This window comes from Exiguobacterium sp. H66, assembly GCF_018618705.1.
GTDB lineage: Bacteria > Bacillota > Bacilli > Exiguobacteriales > Exiguobacteriaceae > Exiguobacterium_A > Exiguobacterium_A oxidotolerans.
The window spans coordinates 138,593-154,453 of sequence record NZ_JACSMQ010000006.1 but is presented as its reverse complement, the minus strand read 5'-3'; the positions used below and the strand labels follow the sequence as shown (position 1 = coordinate 154,453).

At 44.1% G+C, this 15,861-nt stretch carries 13 protein-coding genes and 1 other annotated feature; of the genes, 3 read left to right on the top strand and 10 right to left on the bottom strand.

Annotation, left to right across the window (positions count from 1 at the left end; translation table 11 throughout):
- Positions 1 to 32: 32 nt before the first annotated feature.
- The 4 genes from KNP88_RS11355 to KNP88_RS11340 form a co-directional block, all read right to left on the bottom strand.
- On the bottom strand, positions 33 to 1,415 hold the full coding sequence (locus tag KNP88_RS11355) for an aldehyde dehydrogenase (protein WP_214893822.1): 1,383 nt from the start codon (positions 1,413 to 1,415) through the stop codon (positions 33 to 35).
- Between the two features lie 191 nt (positions 1,416 to 1,606).
- Entirely contained in the window at positions 1,607 to 2,314 is a 708-nt protein-coding gene (gene deoD, locus KNP88_RS11350) for a purine-nucleoside phosphorylase (RefSeq protein ID WP_214893821.1), read from the bottom strand.
- A 28-nt stretch (positions 2,315 to 2,342) separates the two neighbouring features.
- Complete coding sequence (locus KNP88_RS11345) at positions 2,343 to 3,047, bottom strand: response regulator transcription factor (protein WP_088836386.1); 705 nt, start codon at positions 3,045 to 3,047, stop codon at positions 2,343 to 2,345.
- Positions 3,047 to 4,804, bottom strand: coding sequence for a sensor histidine kinase (locus KNP88_RS11340; RefSeq protein WP_214893820.1), 1,758 nt, complete (start codon positions 4,802 to 4,804; stop codon positions 3,047 to 3,049). The genes KNP88_RS11345 and KNP88_RS11340 overlap by 1 nt, the downstream gene beginning before the upstream one ends.
- A gap of 208 nt (positions 4,805 to 5,012) precedes the next feature.
- Here KNP88_RS11340 and KNP88_RS11335 point away from each other — a divergent pair, with 208 nt between their 5' ends.
- The gene (locus KNP88_RS11335) at positions 5,013 to 6,302 is read left to right on the top strand and encodes an NCS2 family permease (RefSeq protein ID WP_214893819.1); all 1,290 of its coding nucleotides are present in this window, start codon (positions 5,013 to 5,015) and stop codon (positions 6,300 to 6,302) included.
- 107 nt (positions 6,303 to 6,409) lie between these two features.
- Here the strand turns inward: KNP88_RS11335 and KNP88_RS11330 are convergent, their stop codons facing one another.
- Positions 6,410 to 7,693, bottom strand: coding sequence for an ABC transporter substrate-binding protein (locus KNP88_RS11330; protein WP_214893818.1), 1,284 nt, complete (start codon positions 7,691 to 7,693; stop codon positions 6,410 to 6,412).
- 189 nt (positions 7,694 to 7,882) lie between these two features.
- Between KNP88_RS11330 and KNP88_RS11325 the strand changes: the two genes are divergently transcribed.
- Entirely contained in the window at positions 7,883 to 9,346 is a 1,464-nt protein-coding gene (locus tag KNP88_RS11325) for a potassium/proton antiporter (protein ID WP_214893817.1), read from the top strand.
- Positions 9,347 to 9,796: 450 nt separating this feature from the next.
- Here the strand turns inward: KNP88_RS11325 and KNP88_RS11320 are convergent, their stop codons facing one another.
- The 5 genes from KNP88_RS11320 to KNP88_RS11300 form a co-directional block, all read right to left on the bottom strand.
- Positions 9,797 to 10,396: a DedA family protein gene (locus KNP88_RS11320; protein ID WP_214766664.1), complete on the bottom strand. Its 600-nt coding sequence runs from the start codon at positions 10,394 to 10,396 to the stop codon at positions 9,797 to 9,799.
- A gap of 20 nt (positions 10,397 to 10,416) precedes the next feature.
- The gene (locus KNP88_RS11315; RefSeq protein WP_214766666.1) at positions 10,417 to 10,635 is read right to left on the bottom strand and encodes a hypothetical protein; all 219 of its coding nucleotides are present in this window, start codon (positions 10,633 to 10,635) and stop codon (positions 10,417 to 10,419) included.
- A 157-nt stretch (positions 10,636 to 10,792) separates the two neighbouring features.
- On the bottom strand, positions 10,793 to 11,767 hold the full coding sequence (gene asnA, locus KNP88_RS11310; RefSeq protein WP_214893815.1) for an aspartate--ammonia ligase: 975 nt from the start codon (positions 11,765 to 11,767) through the stop codon (positions 10,793 to 10,795).
- A 66-nt stretch (positions 11,768 to 11,833) separates the two neighbouring features.
- Positions 11,834 to 12,091 (bottom strand) — a binding site (T-box leader).
- 143 nt (positions 12,092 to 12,234) lie between these two features.
- Positions 12,235 to 13,122, bottom strand: coding sequence for a carbohydrate ABC transporter permease (locus KNP88_RS11305; protein ID WP_088836378.1), 888 nt, complete (start codon positions 13,120 to 13,122; stop codon positions 12,235 to 12,237).
- Complete coding sequence (locus KNP88_RS11300; protein WP_088836377.1) at positions 13,119 to 14,009, bottom strand: carbohydrate ABC transporter permease; 891 nt, start codon at positions 14,007 to 14,009, stop codon at positions 13,119 to 13,121. Before KNP88_RS11300 ends, KNP88_RS11305 begins: the two co-directional genes overlap by 4 nt.
- A gap of 167 nt (positions 14,010 to 14,176) precedes the next feature.
- On the opposite strand from KNP88_RS11300, the gene KNP88_RS11295 reads away from it, so the two are divergent.
- Complete coding sequence (locus KNP88_RS11295; protein ID WP_214893814.1) at positions 14,177 to 15,856, top strand: formate--tetrahydrofolate ligase; 1,680 nt, start codon at positions 14,177 to 14,179, stop codon at positions 15,854 to 15,856.
- Positions 15,857 to 15,861: the final 5 nt, after the last annotated feature.

The window sequence follows — 15,861 nt, the reverse complement described above, 5'->3', positions numbered from 1 at the left end:
TGGATCTACTCTTGGCTCCGTTAAAGTTCCATTTATAATAAATAACGCATCCATTTTGAATCGGTATTCGAGCGCATGTAGCGGAACGGCAAATCGAACTTCGTCGTATTGTTGACGACTCCTTTACGATGGCTGAACGTCTCAAAGCTGAATTTCCCATGATAGCCACCGATACCACTTCCGCCGACCCCGCCAAATGGCAAGTTATGTTGCGCAACATGCATCAACGTATCATTGATACACCCACCACCAAATGACACACGATCGAGTACACGGTGCTGAACAGCTTCACTCTCTGTAAAGAGATAGAGCGCTAACGGCTTATCACGGTCATTGATGAAACGGATGACCTCTTCCACTTCACGATAAGAATAGACTGGAAGAATCGGTCCAAAGATTTCTTCTTGCATCAACGGACTTTCTGGATCAACGTCCGTCATGACAGTTGGTGCCATCTTTCTCGTCGCTGCATCGACTTGACCGCCAAATAAAATTTCACCTTGGGGCAAGTAGCCACTCAATCGATCCAAATGACTGTCTGAAACAATCTTGACGTAAGAATTCACACCAACACCATTACCATACTGGGCAAAGGCTTCCTTTTCAATCAAGCGTAAAAATTCCTCGCGGACGTCTTCATGGACAAAAACATAGTCAGGGGCGATACACGTCTGTCCTGCGTTTAACCATTTGCCCCAAGCAATCCGTTTTGCAGCAAGCTTTAAGTTCGCATCACGGTGAACAATCGTCGGAGACTTCCCGCCGAGTTCCAGCGTGACAGGTGTCAAATGTTTCGCCGCTGCTTGATGGACGATTTTTCCGACACGCGTCGACCCCGTAAAGAAGATGTAATCAAACTTCTCTTCAAGAACAGCTGAACTGACGTCCGCATCCCCCTCGATGACAAGTCCAAATCGTTCGTGAAATGCCGTTTCAAAGACTTCACGAAGAACACGCGAGACGTTTGGTGTTAGTTCTGATGGTTTCAAGACCACCGTATTTCCGGCAGCGATCGCCCCGATGATTGGTGCAACAGCGAGCTGGAAAGGATAGTTCCACGGCGCGATGACGAGCACGTTTCCGTATGGTTCATAATGGATGTCACTTTTTGACCCGATATGTAACAACGGTGTCCCGACTCGTTTTGGTTTAGCAAGTCGGCGAAGTTTCTTCTCCATCCGTGCGAGTTCGCCGTAGACGAATCCGATTTCCGTCGTAAACGCATCTTGACGTCCTTTATTCAAATCCGTTTTTAATGCCTCATAAATTGCTTCTTCATGCGTTTCAATCGCTTGCTTTAAAAACGTCAACATACTTAGACGAAACGCAACACTTCGCGTCGCACCTGTCTTAAAGAAATTACGTTGCGTTTGAACAAGATTCGAAATAGTTGATTCAGTCATCGTCGATTCCATCTCGTGTTCCTCCTCATGGTCTAGGGTATCTTTTCCTCATTCTATCATAGCGAATGAGCAATGATTCAATCGTATGCTCCCTCTTCTTTGTGATTAGACAAAAAAGCAGGACTCGAAACGCGAGTCCTGCTGTGTTCGTTTCATGAAGACAGTGATTTTACCATCCGCATCGTCTTATTTCATCTGACCGATTACAGCTGAATTGCTGTTTCAAGTGCCACTTTCATCATATCATTGAACGTCGTTTGGCGTTCTTCAGACGTTGTTTCTTCTCCCGTTAGGAGGTGATCTGAAATCGTCAAAATCGTCAAAGCATTGACTTTATGTTTTGCAGCGAGTGTGTAGAGACCTGCTGCTTCCATCTCGATTGCGAGACAACCGAAGTCCGCCCATTTTTTGTAGTGGTGGAAATCATCTTGATAAAATTGATCCGTCGTGAAGACTTGACCGACTTTTGCGTCGATTCCGTGTTCTTGTGCCATTGTGTACGCTTTATGCAATAACTCGAATGAAGCTGTCGGCGCATAATCTAATCCATTGAAACGGACACGATTTTGAGCCATGTCGTGTGAAGCACTCATCGCGATGACGACGTCACGTACTTTTACATCCGGTGTAATCCCGCCCGCTGTACCGACACGGATCAAGTTTTTTGCACCATACGATTGAACGAGTTCATTTGCATAAATTGACATCGACGGAACACCCATACCTGTTCCTTGAACGGATACTTTTTTCCCTTTGTATGTTCCTGTGAAGCCATACATCCCACGCACTTCATTATAAAGAACAACGTCCTCTAAAAATGTTTCGGCGATGTACTTCGCGCGAAGAGGATCTCCCGGAAGTAAAACTGTTTCTGCGATTTGACCTTCTGCTGCATTAATGTGTACGCTCATGTACGTTTCCTCCTTGACGTTCGTTTAATTAAATAGATAACAACTCTCTAAACTCATTCGGTGTCATGCCGAATTGCTTCTTAAATACTTTTCGAAAATATTTATCATCCTGATACCCGACTTCAACGGCAATCTCATATATACGGGCATTCGTCTCTCCCAGCAATTCTTTTGCCCGATTTAGACGAATCGTTTGGATATAATCCGATAAGTTAACCAAAAAACGCTGTTTAAAGCGCCTTGATATATATTCTCGGCTTAAGTAGAAGCGCTCACTCATGAGCTGGAGCGTTAACTCTTCCGCATAATGTGTCTCGATATACTTCGCAATTTGATCAATCGCCTCTCCCTGCTCTTGAACTGGGCAAATCAGCTCCATCGCTCGGGAAAGCGCATCATTTAAAACATCTGGATCGATCGGTTTCAATAAGTAATCAAACGATTGATGTAAGATCGCACGACGCATATACGTATAATCATCATACCCTGTCAACACGATCGTGACGACCTTTGGATGATGATTTTTTGTCCATTCTAATAAACTTAATCCGTCTACTCCCGGCATTTCAACATCGGTCAGCATCAATCCGACTTTTTCTTCATTTAAAATTTTTTTCGCAGCTGCTCCATCTTCCGCTTCAAAAATATGCGATACTTTCCAGTCACCCCATTCACCAAGTAACTTTACAGCGTCACGAACGTGTTGTTCATCATCAACGATTAGTACATTCATTACAATTCCTCCTGTTCGATTGGAATTCGGATAGTGATTCTGAATCCACCTTCTATTGGAGATTGGAGCGTCATGTTTGTGCGTTCACCGTAAAAAATTTGAAGACGTTCGTATATATTGTGTAAGCCGATGCCAGATGTTTGCCGGTCTTCAGGAGCGCGATGTGCCCGCATTTTTTGGTTAATCATCTCAAGATCTGCCTCAGACATGATCGGTCCGCTGTTTTCGACGCTAATGATCAGTTGGTCCCCATCGGTTCTAATTTTGTACGCCAAGTAATTTTCTAACGCATCACTTTGCTGATTAAAGGCATGTTTAAAGTAATTTTCAGCGAACGGTTGCAAAATCATTTTTGGTACTTCAATCGGGTTCATGTGCCAAGGGACATCGACGATATAACGAAATTTTTCTGGGAAACGCTGTTGTTGTAAGCGCATATACCCTTGAAGATGGTCGACTTCTTGCTTTAATGTGACAATCGTCTGTTCGTTGTTCATCGAATAACGCATCATTTGTGAAAGACCGGTTATCGAACGGTACGCGACTTTCCGGTCCCCTTGCAACGTCGTTGTTCCGATCGATTGTAGCGCATTAAATAAGAAGTGTGGATTGAGCTGTGATTGCAACGCACGTAGCTCGTTCGTCCGATTTTCAAGTGCTAACCGGTATTCTCGTTTAATCAAACGATCCATCCGGTGCACCATTCGTTGAAACTGGCGATTCAATAAACCGATTTCATCATTTGTCGTCGCGACAAAACGTGTGGAGAGGTCCCCTTGCTCGACCCGCCAGACATTTGCCGTCAATTGTTTAATCGGTTTTGTAATTTCGAGTGCGACGAGACTTGCCGCCATAATCATTAATAGAAGTGACACTAAACCAATCACCAATAAAATGATTGCCGTTTCATTTGCTCCCTTGATGACAGAAGCATAAGGAATTTTCTTGATCAGTGTAATCGGCACGCCTTGCTTTTCGGTCTTCACATACACGATGAACGAGCTACCGACGTGCATGCTCCCACTTTTTCCAGTCATTTTTTCAGTCGTCACCGGTAATGTCGTTCCTGTCTTCGCGATTAAGTGATTCCCACTCATTAACCATAATGATTCGTCCGGTGAATTTTCAAACAGCTGTAGTTGTTGTTCAAATACCCGAACTGGAATGTCTACTGACAAAAAGCCGATGGGTTCACTCGTTTCGACGCGATCAATCCGGTAACGAAAACTGACGACTTCTTTTTCATCAAGAATCATCGTCCGAGAATTATATGCTGTAATCACATGTTCCGGGTCTATCAACCAACCATTTTCTTGTTGCATCAATCGAAAATAATCAGTCTCTTGTAACCAATCAAATTTGCCACGACCGGAAGTCTTCATATTATAGACAGAGTATTCCGAGTACCCTTTTAAAATTACAAAATGAATTTGTTCAACATCCTGTCTTGATAAAAAGAGACCGAGTAAGGAACGAGCGACGACACTATCTGACTCACCAAGCTCAGCATCGGCACCAGCATTCATAATATTCATCAATGAACGATTAGCGTAGAGACTTGTTGATAACCGTTTCACGTCTTCCATATAATGACTGATTTGACTATTTCCGCGTTGAAGAGCGCTTAAACTCGAACGCTCGGCTTCTGCAATGTTTTGCTGACGTACGTATATATAAGAAGCAGTTGTAGCAAGTGTTGTCGGAACCAAGATAGCGAGGGCTACCAGTATTATAAGACGCGTCCGGATGCTCTTCATTTTGCCACCTTCCACCCTTTTTCTTCTAATAAATAGTATAGCACAACTGTATCCGCTTACATCCACTTCCTTTTAGCGCTTACGCTGGTTTATAGATCATGTTATCCATAATATACTTAAAAAATAATCCTTGATTCCGAATGAATAATCATATAGTATCGTTAATGTTCGTTTTTCAATTAAACTCATCGAAGGTGGTTCTCTATTTATGTTTAAGCTTTCTGCCCATAATACGACCGTGAAACGTGAAATCCAAGCCGGGTTCATTACGTTCATCACGATGGCCTATATTTTAGTTGTCAACCCGACGATTTTAGCTGACGCGGGCATTCCGCAAGCACAAGCATTTTCTGCGACCATTATCGCTACACTCGTCGGAACGCTTTTAATGGGGTTATATGCGAATCTCCCCATCGCCGTTGCACCGGGCATGGGACTGAATGCGTACTTTACGTATACTCTCGTTATCGGTGAAAAAATTCCTTATCAAACAGCACTCTCTGTCGTCTTTGTATCTGGAATCATTTTTCTATTGCTCTCGTTGTCTCCAATCCGGACGAAACTGATTGAAATCATTCCACTGACACTCAAGTTAGCGATCACTGGTGGAATTGGACTTTTCATCGCTTCACTTGGACTGAAGATGTCAGGTATTCTTGTTGCAGATGAAGCGACTTTGATTACGATTGGCTCACTGTCTTCACCAGAAGCTATTATTACACTCATTGGTTTGATGACTGCTGCCATCTTAACTGTCAAACGTGTTCCAGGTGGATTACTGTACGCGATGATTCTTGCGGGTGCGCTCGCTTTCATCACGGGAGAACTCAAATTTTCAAATACACTCACGGCTTGGCCAACATTACCGGAAGGCTTGTTAGTCACAAACCCTTTCACAGCGATTCAAGATGTCTTTCAATACGGACTCTTTAGTGGTGTCCTTTCGTTCGTCCTCGTAACGATGTTTGATACGACAGGTACGATGGTCGCAGTCGGTGAACAGGCCGGACTGATTGAGAAGGACGGTTCACTTAAAAATAGTGATCGTGCTTTATTATCTGATTCAACGGCGATGGTCGTCGGTTCGATGTTTGGTACAAGTCCTACGACTGCTTATGTTGAGTCTGCTTCTGGTGTTGCTGCCGGAGGACGTACTGGTTTAACGTCGGTCACAGTCGGTCTGCTCTTTGCGCTCGCAGCGATTTTCGGACCAGTCGTCCAAGCGATTTCAGGTGTTCCTTCGATTACGGCACCCGCTTTAATCCTTGTCGGTGCATTGATGCTTCAAAACATCAAGCAAATTGCGTGGGAAGATTTCAGTGAAGCCTTCACTGCTTTTCTAATCATCATCATCATGCCGCTTTCAGGAAGCATCGCGACCGGAATTGCCTTCGGATTCATCGTCTATCCGATCATGAAAGCCGTACAAAAGCAACGGGTCCATGCCTTAATCTATCTATTTGCCATCCTGTTCTTTATCCAGTTATTTTTCTTATAAGATGTAAAAAACTCCTCTTCCCTATCATCGATTCGATAGGAAAGAGGAGTTTTTCATGTCGATCCCCACCATGTAAACCACTGGTCTGAGATCGCTGTAGTTACTGCTTATTTTTTCATTTTCATCCATGTCTTCGTGAAGTCCTGTAACATCTCTTCTGACGTTTTTTGTTTACCGATATAGGCTTGCATGATTGCTCCGTATTCATTTACAGCACCATCCGGATATTTGAACCAGTTCCATGAAATCGTTTTGCCTTCTTTCGAGTAAGCTTGAATATCTTCTGCAAGCGGTCCTAAGTCCGTCGCTTCGATGGATTTAAAGGCCGGAATGAACTTAAATTTATTGACCATGTAGTCTTTTCCTGTATCCGATGTCGCCATCCACTCGAGGAACTTCTTACCTTCTTCTTTATTCTTCGAGTTTTTATTGACGACCCAGTTATTCGGGACACCAACCGGAAGACGGTCCATTTTTTCTTTATCATCATTGATCGGCATCGGGATGAAGCCCATTTCGATGTCCGGGTTCACATCCGTGATCAACTGTTGCGCCCAGTTCCCTTGCTGAATCATCGCTGTTTTTCCTTCAGCAAACTGTGTGACTTGTGTATTATAGTCTGTCGTCAACGGATTTTTATTCCCATATTCAATCGTTAAGTCAAAGAGATTAATAAATTCTTTAAACTGTTTGTTGTCCTCGAACTTCCCTTTTCCTGCGTTTAAATCTGCAATAAACTGGTCGGGATCATCTTGTTGCGCCATCGGAATATTCAAGAGGTGATTTCCGAGTACCCACCACTCGCCATATCCGATCGAGAACGGTGTCACACCATCTGCTTTAAGTTTTTTAGAAGCATCCGTCAGTTCCGTTAACGTTTTTGGTAAGTCTGTGATGCCAGCTTTTTTAAAGATTTCTTTATTATAAATAAAACCATAGCCTTCTAAGTTCATCGGCATACCATATAGTTTTCCATCAATCGTCATCGGTTCTTTTGAAAGATCAGTTAAGTCACTGACCCACTCCTCGTCTGATAAATCTTCAAGTTTATCTTGCCACGTTTTTGCTTCAGCAAAACCACCATTGTTGAAGACATCCGGTTCATTTCCTGACGCGAACTGTGACTTCAAGGCTGCACCATAATCCGATCCACCACCGACTGTTTGAACGACGACCTTCGTGCCTGTTTCCTTTTCGTACTCTTTCGCCATTTGTTCCATGTCTTTCGCAATCTCCGCTTTAAACTGGAATACATTAAGCGTCTTTCCACCTTTGGAAGAATCACTGTCCTTAGAATCGTCGCTATTTAGCGTCCCACCGCCACATGCTGCTAATGCGACGACCATTGCCGTAGTGACGACTGGTACTGTTGCCCATTTACGTTTACGCATTCGGATACCTCCCTGATTTCGAGTTGATAATCGTGCTACGCTTTTACAATAAATGAAAACGCTACCAAATAAGATAGATAATTTTGTCGGGTGTGGTGGAAAATATTGAACAGTCGTTATCCGACCGAAAAACTCGGGATTAGTGTATAATGAAGTTAGAATTAAATTTTGACAAAGGAGTTTGATGCAATGTCCTTACCTTCGATTATTTTACTGATTGGTTCTTTGTTGTTCATCGCTGTCTGGACAACAAAATTATCTAGCCGCTTTAACATACCTGCTTTACTTATTTTCATTTCTTTAGGAATGATTGCCGGTAGTGATGTCACGGGCTTCATTCGTTTTGACGATGCAGAGTTGGCACAGTTGTTCGGTACGATTGCCTTAATCGTCATCTTGTTTGAAGGTGGTCTTCAAACGGTCTGGAAAGATGTCAAAAAAGAGCTCGCCCCATCTTTGTCCCTCGCGACGTTCGGTGTATTCATCGCAACGACTGTCGTTGCCGTTGCTTCCCACTATATTCTTGGCTTTAACTGGCCCAATTCCTTTTTACTCGGAGCCATCGTCGGGTCGACAGACGCGGCTGCTATCTTTTCTGTGCTGAGTGGTCAATCCGTCCGGCGTAAAGTGGGTTCAACCCTCGAAGTCGAATCAGGGACAAATGACCCAATGGCTGTATTCTTGACGGTTCTCTTTCTTGAGTTTGTCACCAATCCGCAAGATGCCTCTCTTTTAAACGGCTTGTTTTCACTTACTTGGGAGATGGTTATCGGCTTGTTACTTGGACTTGCGATTGGTTGGGTCGCTTCTGCCGTGATCAACCGAATCGATTTAAGTTCTTCTAGTTTTTATCCGATTCTCTTGATGTCATTTGGTTTCCTCTCATTCGGTATTGCTTCTGCTTTTTCAGCAAGCGGATTCTTAGCTGTCTATGTCACAGCCATTTACATCAGCAATCATGAACTTGTCTATCGGCAGACACTCGTCCGTTTCACGATGAGCATGGCCCATCTCGCTCAAATCGGAATGTTCATCGTACTTGGTCTACTCGTCTTCCCGAAACAGCTGCTTGATCCTCAAGTCATTCTTTCGTCTATCGCGCTAGCTTTGATTTTGATTTTCATCGCTCGTCCACTTTCTGTTTGGTTAAGCTTACTGCCGTTTAAATACAGTTGGCGTGAGAAGATTTTTATCTCGTTTGCAGGTCTTAAGGGTGCTGTTCCAATCATTCTCGCAACTTATCCACTTGTTGCAGGAATTGATAATGCCTCGATGATTTTCAATATCGTCTTCTTCACAGTGCTACTTTCGACATTGATTCAAGGGAGTTTGTTAAGTGTATTGGCTGACCGCTTACACTTAAACGAAACAGGCTCATCAACAATTCAAACCGTCATCGAATTTATGTCGATTGGAAAACCAAACGCTGAAATCATTGAATTAACGATTCCACGTCACCATCCGTTCATCGGAAAAATGATTTCAGATATTCAACTCCCGCAAGAATTTTTGATTACGGCAATCATCCGTGACGACCAGATCGTTACGCCACGGGGCGATACGGTGTTCGAGGCAAATGATCAACTGTTGTTGCTGACACCGAAACACCGAATCAAGACGTTAAAACAGTTTCTGTTCCCTAAAACGTCATAACAAAAAGGAGAATCGTGTTTACGATTCTCCTCAGGCTGTAGACAAAGTGCTATCGGGAGATAAAGCGTCTTTTTCCGTTGCTTTCCTCGGGCGAGGCGCAAGCCGTTGCTCCTCGGTCCTAGCGGACAATGAGCAGGGTCTTGCCTGCCTCTGAAAGTGCGTTAAAAACGCACTTTTTCCCGCAGGAGTCAACGAAACGTGACGCTTTTTAGGGAATACCATGACGGAAAGCCGGGCATGTAGACAATTTAGAGCGCAATCCGTCTCAAATCACTTAGAACCCTGAAAAGTAATCGGTCGCGACCTGCAGCTTTGCTGTAGCGGCGTGACCGATTGCCGCTTTGAAGACGGCGAGACAGACAGGGAAGCGCGAACGGATTGCCTCTCGTTATAGCATGTTCACGCTTCACGCTTCACAAGAGTTTGTCTACACGCGGAGGAGAATCGTGTTTACGATTCTCCTTTTTTCGATTTCCGACGATAAATAATGTAACCGACGATTCCGATGATGATAATCCCGAGAATCCACCACAGTTCTTTTTCAAGTGCTTTTAACATCGACTCTGCACGTGCTACCCCAAATTTTTCTCCTAGCCAAATATAGAAGAACGAGACCGGAAATAATCCGACACTCGAAGCAAGGATATAACGCTTGAAAGAAAGATTAAATAGTCCACAGGGAATCGAGACAACCGATCGAACGACAGGAAAGAAACGACCAAATAGTGCTGACCACGTTCCGTATTTCGAAACAATTCGTTCCCCTTGATCGATTTCCCGTTCTTTAATCAATAACCATTTCCCGTAACGGACGAGTAATGGGCGTCCAGCATAACGACCTAAAAAATAAAATAATGTCGCTCCCATCAGGCTACCAAAGAAGCCGATTAAGACAGCCGTCGTCCAGCCGAGTGTTCCGTTTGAGACATACAGACCCAGTAAGGGTAACCCGACTTCTGCCGGAATTAATTCAGTACCTAATCCAAGAATCATAATCCCTAAAAAAAGCCAGAGATTTGACTCTCCAGCTGCAAATAACCACTCTAACACGGCTTGACCCCTCCTCTTTTTTAACCTCGCGGACGGAGGAGATAATAGATGATGACGACAAGTGTCGTCCATACACCAGTGAAAATACCAATCACACCTACAATAAAGAAACCTAGTGCTACCATTGAGCCTGTTTCTTTATAATCACGCCACATCGTTCGAAGTCCTTTAATGTTAAACCAAAGAAATAGAACAAATAATAACGCAAATACCAGTCCTGTAATGAGTAATGCAGACATGTCTTCACCTCTTTCTTATTTATTCTTATGCCCATTATACGTCAATTCAACACGTTTTCCCTCCGTCTAAGGTCTTATGAACTTACTCATACTAAAAAAGAGACCCCACGTTTGTGAGATCTCATTTTCATTTCTTCTATATAATATAGCCACTCGCTTACAGGAGGTGCACACCTTGCTCGCGGTACGAACGACGCGTTTCCTCTGACCAGACGGATGCTTGGACTTCCCCGATGTGACGTTTCTTCAATAGGAACATCGCCATTCGTGATTGCCCGATCCCTCCTCCCATCGTCAACGGGAGTGTCTCCGAAAGAACACCTTGATGGAAAGGAAACTCTAATTTTTCGTGTTCTCCTGTCGTATCGATTTGAGACAAGAGTGCCGCCCGATCGACGCGAATTCCCATCGATGATAACTCAAAAGCACCAATTTCCGGGTGATGAACTAAAATATCACCGTTTAGTGACCAGTCATCGTAATCAGCTGCTCGGCCATCATGTTTTTCTCCAGAAGCTAAAGCTCCGCCGATTTGCATAAGGAAAACCGCACCGTACTCTTTTGTAATTGCCGTTTCCCGCTCTTTTGATGATAGGCTCGGATACGAATCTTCGAGCTCTTGTGTCGTCATGAAATGAATCGTCTTCGGTAACGTCGCTTCAATCCCGAACTGCTCTTGAACTTCTAATTCAACTTGGCGAATCGTTTCATAGATGGATAAAACCGTTGTCTTTAATGAATCGATTGTCCGAGCTTCTTTTGAGATGATCCGTTCCCAGTCCCATTGATCAACATGAATCGAATGTGTCGCGTCGAGTACTTCATCCCGACGAATCGCATGCATCAATGTATATAGCCCTTCGCCTTCTGCAAACCCATATGTGTGCAACGCTTGGCGTTTCCACTTCGCGAGTGACTGAACGATTTCAAGTTCTACTTGATGATCGATTGCATCAAAGCGAATGACACGCTCCGTTCCGTTTAAGTGATCGTTGACACCTAGTGTGCTTTCTACGAATAAAGGTGCTTCTACACGTGTCAATCCGAGTGTTTTAGAGAACTGATCCTCAAAGCGTTTTTTTACGAGTGTGATGGCTTCCTGTGTCTGTTTCATCGATACGAGTGTTGTCATGGTTTTCTTCCTCCTCAATTGTGTTTTGAAAAAGAAGCCATAAAAAAGAGCCCTTCTCTCCCAAGAATATGGGACGAAAGACTCGGTTCCGCGGTACCACCCATGTTAGTAGCAAAGCTACTCACTCAAAAGACTTGATGAATCATCATCTCAATCTTCGGCCATATGATAACGGACAGGCATTTCCGGCTACGCCTACTGACAATCGTGTTCGGGTAGCGACTCCAGGATGTTCTTCACAACTTGTTTCCGACTGGGCTCTCACCGTCCCCAGCTCGCTAATACGGTTTTTCAAGGTGTTACTCTTCCCTTCAACGTCGTTGTTACAATTGAATTGAGATTATCGTACACTATGCCGTCACACTTTGAAAAGCTTTTTTTTTCAAAAAAATAAAATTGTCTGATTAGTCTGATTAAGTTTATCAAGCAAAAGCGTTCCCGCAGAAGCGAGAACTCGCTTTCAAAAATCATTTGATGGAACCACTCGTAATTCCTTGAATGATTTGCTTTTGCATCGCGAAGAAGAAGAGCAGTAACGGGATGATACCAAGCACGAGTCCGGCAAGCGCCAAGTCCCATTGTTTCGTGTATTGACCGAAGAAATAGAAAGTCGCCAGTGGAATCGTCCGTAAATCAACATCACGTAACATCAGCGATGGTAACAAAAAGTCATTCCAAATCCAAAGCGTGTTCAAGATGACGATTGTGACCGTGATGGGCTTAAGGAGCGGGAAGACGATCCGCCAAAAGACACCCCACTGTGAGCAACCATCGATAATGGCCGCTTCTTCGATTTCTTCCGGAATGGATTTCATGAACCCATGATACAAGAAAATCGATAATCCTGATCCAAACCCGAGATACATCAAGATTAAGCCCCAGTAACTATTTTGCAAACCGAGCTGACCCGATAACTTCGATAACGGAATCATGATTGATTGGAACGGAATGATCATCGCTGCGACGAACAAAAAGAAAATAATCGTCGACAAGCGTGTTTTCGTCCGAACGAGTTTCCATGCCGCCATCGAACAGAAAATAACGATGATTGCATTCGCACCGACCGTGATGATGACGGAATTCAAAAACACTCTTCCGAAGTTCATCGCTTCCCAGGCATCCACGTAGTTTGAAGCCATCCACTCTTTTGGAAGACCGGATGTATTCGTAAAGATGTCCCCTCTCGACTTAAACGAATTCGAAAGTACGTAGTAAAAGGGGATCATATAGAGCAGTCCCATGATGAGCGCCGCAATTTCGACCATTCCAAGTCGAATCGAATAGCGTCCCTTTTTTTTCGGTTTTTGTTTTGGCGTTTGTTTTTCTGGCGTCGGTAAAGGTTGGGCTGTACTCATGCTTCCACCTCCCGCTTTTTCGTTAAGTAGACCTGTGTGACTGTAATCGCCGCAACGACCACAAAGAAGATGACAGCCTTCGCTGAACCAAGTCCTAAATTATTATTTGTAAAAGATTCTTTGTAGATGTTCAAAGCGAGCATCTCTGTCGACTTGAACGGACCACCGTTCGTTAACGATAAGTTCGTGTCGAACAGTTTGAATGACCAGGAAATCGTTAAGAATAAGCAAATCGTCACCGACGGCATGATCAATGGAATCGTAATATTACGCAGTGTCGATAAGCGATTCGCTCCATCAATTTTTGCCGCTTCAACCAATTCTTGCGGTACATTTTGTAACGCAGCGATATAGATGACCATGATGTACCCGCCACCTTGCCAAATCGAGACGATGACGATTCCCCAAAAACCTGTTCGTGCATCTCCGAGCCATGGTAATTCAAAAAGACTCCAACCCGTTAACTCGCCAATCGAAGAAAAACCTTTTACATAAATAAACTGCCAGATGAACCCAAGAATCAATCCACCAATCAAGTTCGGCATAAAGAAAATCGTTCGTAAAAAATTACGAGTCCGAATGTTTTGTGTTAATAAAAATGCCAGGATGAATCCAACTAGATTGGTCAAGACAACAGCAACAATTGTATAGCGCGTCGTTAACCAAAATGACTGTTGGAACTGTTCATCACTCGTAAACAATCGAACATAATTGTCAAAACCAATCCAATTCAGTTCACCTGTAATCCCGTTCCAATCCGTGAATGAATACATAACGCCATTAAAAAATGGAACAAGAACAATGACCGCGAAAACCAAAAAAACCGGTCCTACGAACATCCAGAAATCCAGTCCGCGTTTTAGTTTTTTCTTATTGCCTGATGCCATTTATCATCCCTCCTCTACCTTACATTACGAAATTCGACAAAAAATGAAAACGTAACGATTTGACTCTTTGGGTGGAAAATATTGAACGATTATTTGGCGTGTCTGTTTTAGATACGCTACTATAAGGAAATAGAGAGAAATCTATAATTGGAGAGGGAGAAGCTGCCATGGAAAAAACCATTCGTTCTGACTTAGAAATTGCACAACAAACGATTTTAAAACCAATCTCTGAGATTGCTGATCAAATCGGACTTACGGAGGCTGATTACGACAGCTACGGAAAGTACAAAGCAAAGTTAAGTGATGGATTAGCAACTCGCCTCGCAACTAAAACGGATGGGAAGCTCATTTTAGTCACAGCCATCAACCCGACGGCTGCCGGTGAGGGAAAATCAACTGTGACCGTCGGTTTAGGTCAAGCACTCCATCGTCAAAATCATAAAACGATGATTTGTTTACGCGAACCCTCCCTTGGACCAACTATGGGATTAAAGGGTGGCGCTTGTGGCGGTGGGTATAGTCAAGTGTTACCGATGGAAGAAATCAATCTTCATTTCACTGGAGACATGCATGCGATTACTTCGGCTCATAATACGATTAGTGCTTTACTCGATAACCACATGCATCAAGGAAACGAGCTTCACATCGATCCACGTCGCATCACCTGGAAACGCGTTCTCGACTTGAATGACCGCGCCCTCCGAAACATTACGATTGGTCTAGGGGGACCCGCACACAGCATTCCACGACAAGACGGTTTCGATATTACAGTCGCTTCCGAAATCATGGCCGTCTTATGCTTAGCCGACTCCTTAAAAGATTTAGAAGAACGGATCAGCCGGATCGTCGTCGCTTATTCTTATGATCAGCAAGCAATCACGGTCAAAGACATTGAAGCGTCGGGAGCTGCGACATTACTGCTAAAAGAAGCGTTCCGTCCGAACCTTGTCCAGACCGTCGAAGGAACACCCGCTTTAATTCACGGCGGGCCATTTGCAAATATCGCCCACGGCTGTAACTCACTCATCGCAACACGGACTGCACTTAAGTTAAGTGATTATGTCGTGACAGAGGCTGGATTCGGCGCTGACCTAGGGGCTGAAAAATTCTTCAACATCAAATCAAGAATTGGTAATCTCCATCCAGATGCTGTTGTCATTGTCGCGACGATCCGAGCACTTAAGATGCATGGTGGCGTCGCAAAAGATCAACTCGTCGAAGAAAACCTAGCCGCCTTAACAGAAGGACTGGCGTTGCTCGAAAAACATGTCGAGACGATGGATTTATTCGGTGTTCCCGCTGTTGTCGCACTCAATCGATTTTTCACTGATACAGAAACAGAACGGCAAACCGTCTTAACATGGTGTCGCGAACGAAACATTCGCGTCGCAGAGAGCGAAGTCTTCAGCCAAGGTGGTGCTGGTGGCGAAGCACTCGTCAGTCAAGTCATGGAGGCACTCGAGGAAGAGAGTCAATTCAAACCGTTGTATCCAGCAGAGTTACCCCTCAAGCAAAAAATCGAACGAATCGCAACGCGTGTCTATGGTGCTGCTGACGTACATTTTGAAGACAAAGCATTGCGCGAACTTGAACGTTGTGCAGAACGCGGGCTGAATGACCTGCCGATTTGTATGGCGAAAACACCGTTTTCTTTAACGGATGATCCATCAAAATATGGTCGGGTCGAAGGATTTACCATCACCGTTCGTGAAATCAAGCCGGCCATCGGTGCCGGATTCATTATTGCTCTAACCGGGAATGTATTAACGATGCCGGGTCTTCCTAAAAAACCGGCTGCTAATCAGATGGGGATTGCTGAAGACGGAACAATCTTTGGTCTTTCGTAATCAAG

What these genes read in the sequence shown, in the direction of transcription:
- KNP88_RS11340 (WP_214893820.1), bottom strand. Translation starts at nt 4,804, where the DNA reads ATGAAGAGCATCCGGACGCGTCTTATAATACTGGTAGCCCTCGCTATC.
- asnA (WP_214893815.1), bottom strand. Translation starts at nt 11,767, where the DNA reads ATGACAACACTCGTATCGATGAAACAGACACAGGAAGCCATCACACTC.
- KNP88_RS11325 (WP_214893817.1), top strand. Translation starts at nt 7,883, where the DNA reads ATGTCCTTACCTTCGATTATTTTACTGATTGGTTCTTTGTTGTTCATC.
- deoD (WP_214893821.1), bottom strand. Translation starts at nt 2,314, where the DNA reads ATGAGCGTACACATTAATGCAGCAGAAGGTCAAATCGCAGAAACAGTT.
- KNP88_RS11300 (WP_088836377.1), bottom strand. Translation starts at nt 14,009, where the DNA reads ATGGCATCAGGCAATAAGAAAAAACTAAAACGCGGACTGGATTTCTGG.
- KNP88_RS11330 (WP_214893818.1), bottom strand. Translation starts at nt 7,693, where the DNA reads ATGCGTAAACGTAAATGGGCAACAGTACCAGTCGTCACTACGGCAATG.
- KNP88_RS11295 (WP_214893814.1), top strand. Translation starts at nt 14,177, where the DNA reads ATGGAAAAAACCATTCGTTCTGACTTAGAAATTGCACAACAAACGATT.
- KNP88_RS11335 (WP_214893819.1), top strand. Translation starts at nt 5,013, where the DNA reads ATGTTTAAGCTTTCTGCCCATAATACGACCGTGAAACGTGAAATCCAA.
- KNP88_RS11305 (WP_088836378.1), bottom strand. Translation starts at nt 13,122, where the DNA reads ATGAGTACAGCCCAACCTTTACCGACGCCAGAAAAACAAACGCCAAAA.
- KNP88_RS11315 (WP_214766666.1), bottom strand. Translation starts at nt 10,635, where the DNA reads ATGTCTGCATTACTCATTACAGGACTGGTATTTGCGTTATTATTTGTT.
- KNP88_RS11345 (WP_088836386.1), bottom strand. Translation starts at nt 3,047, where the DNA reads ATGAATGTACTAATCGTTGATGATGAACAACACGTTCGTGACGCTGTA.
- KNP88_RS11355 (WP_214893822.1), bottom strand. Translation starts at nt 1,415, where the DNA reads ATGGAATCGACGATGACTGAATCAACTATTTCGAATCTTGTTCAAACG.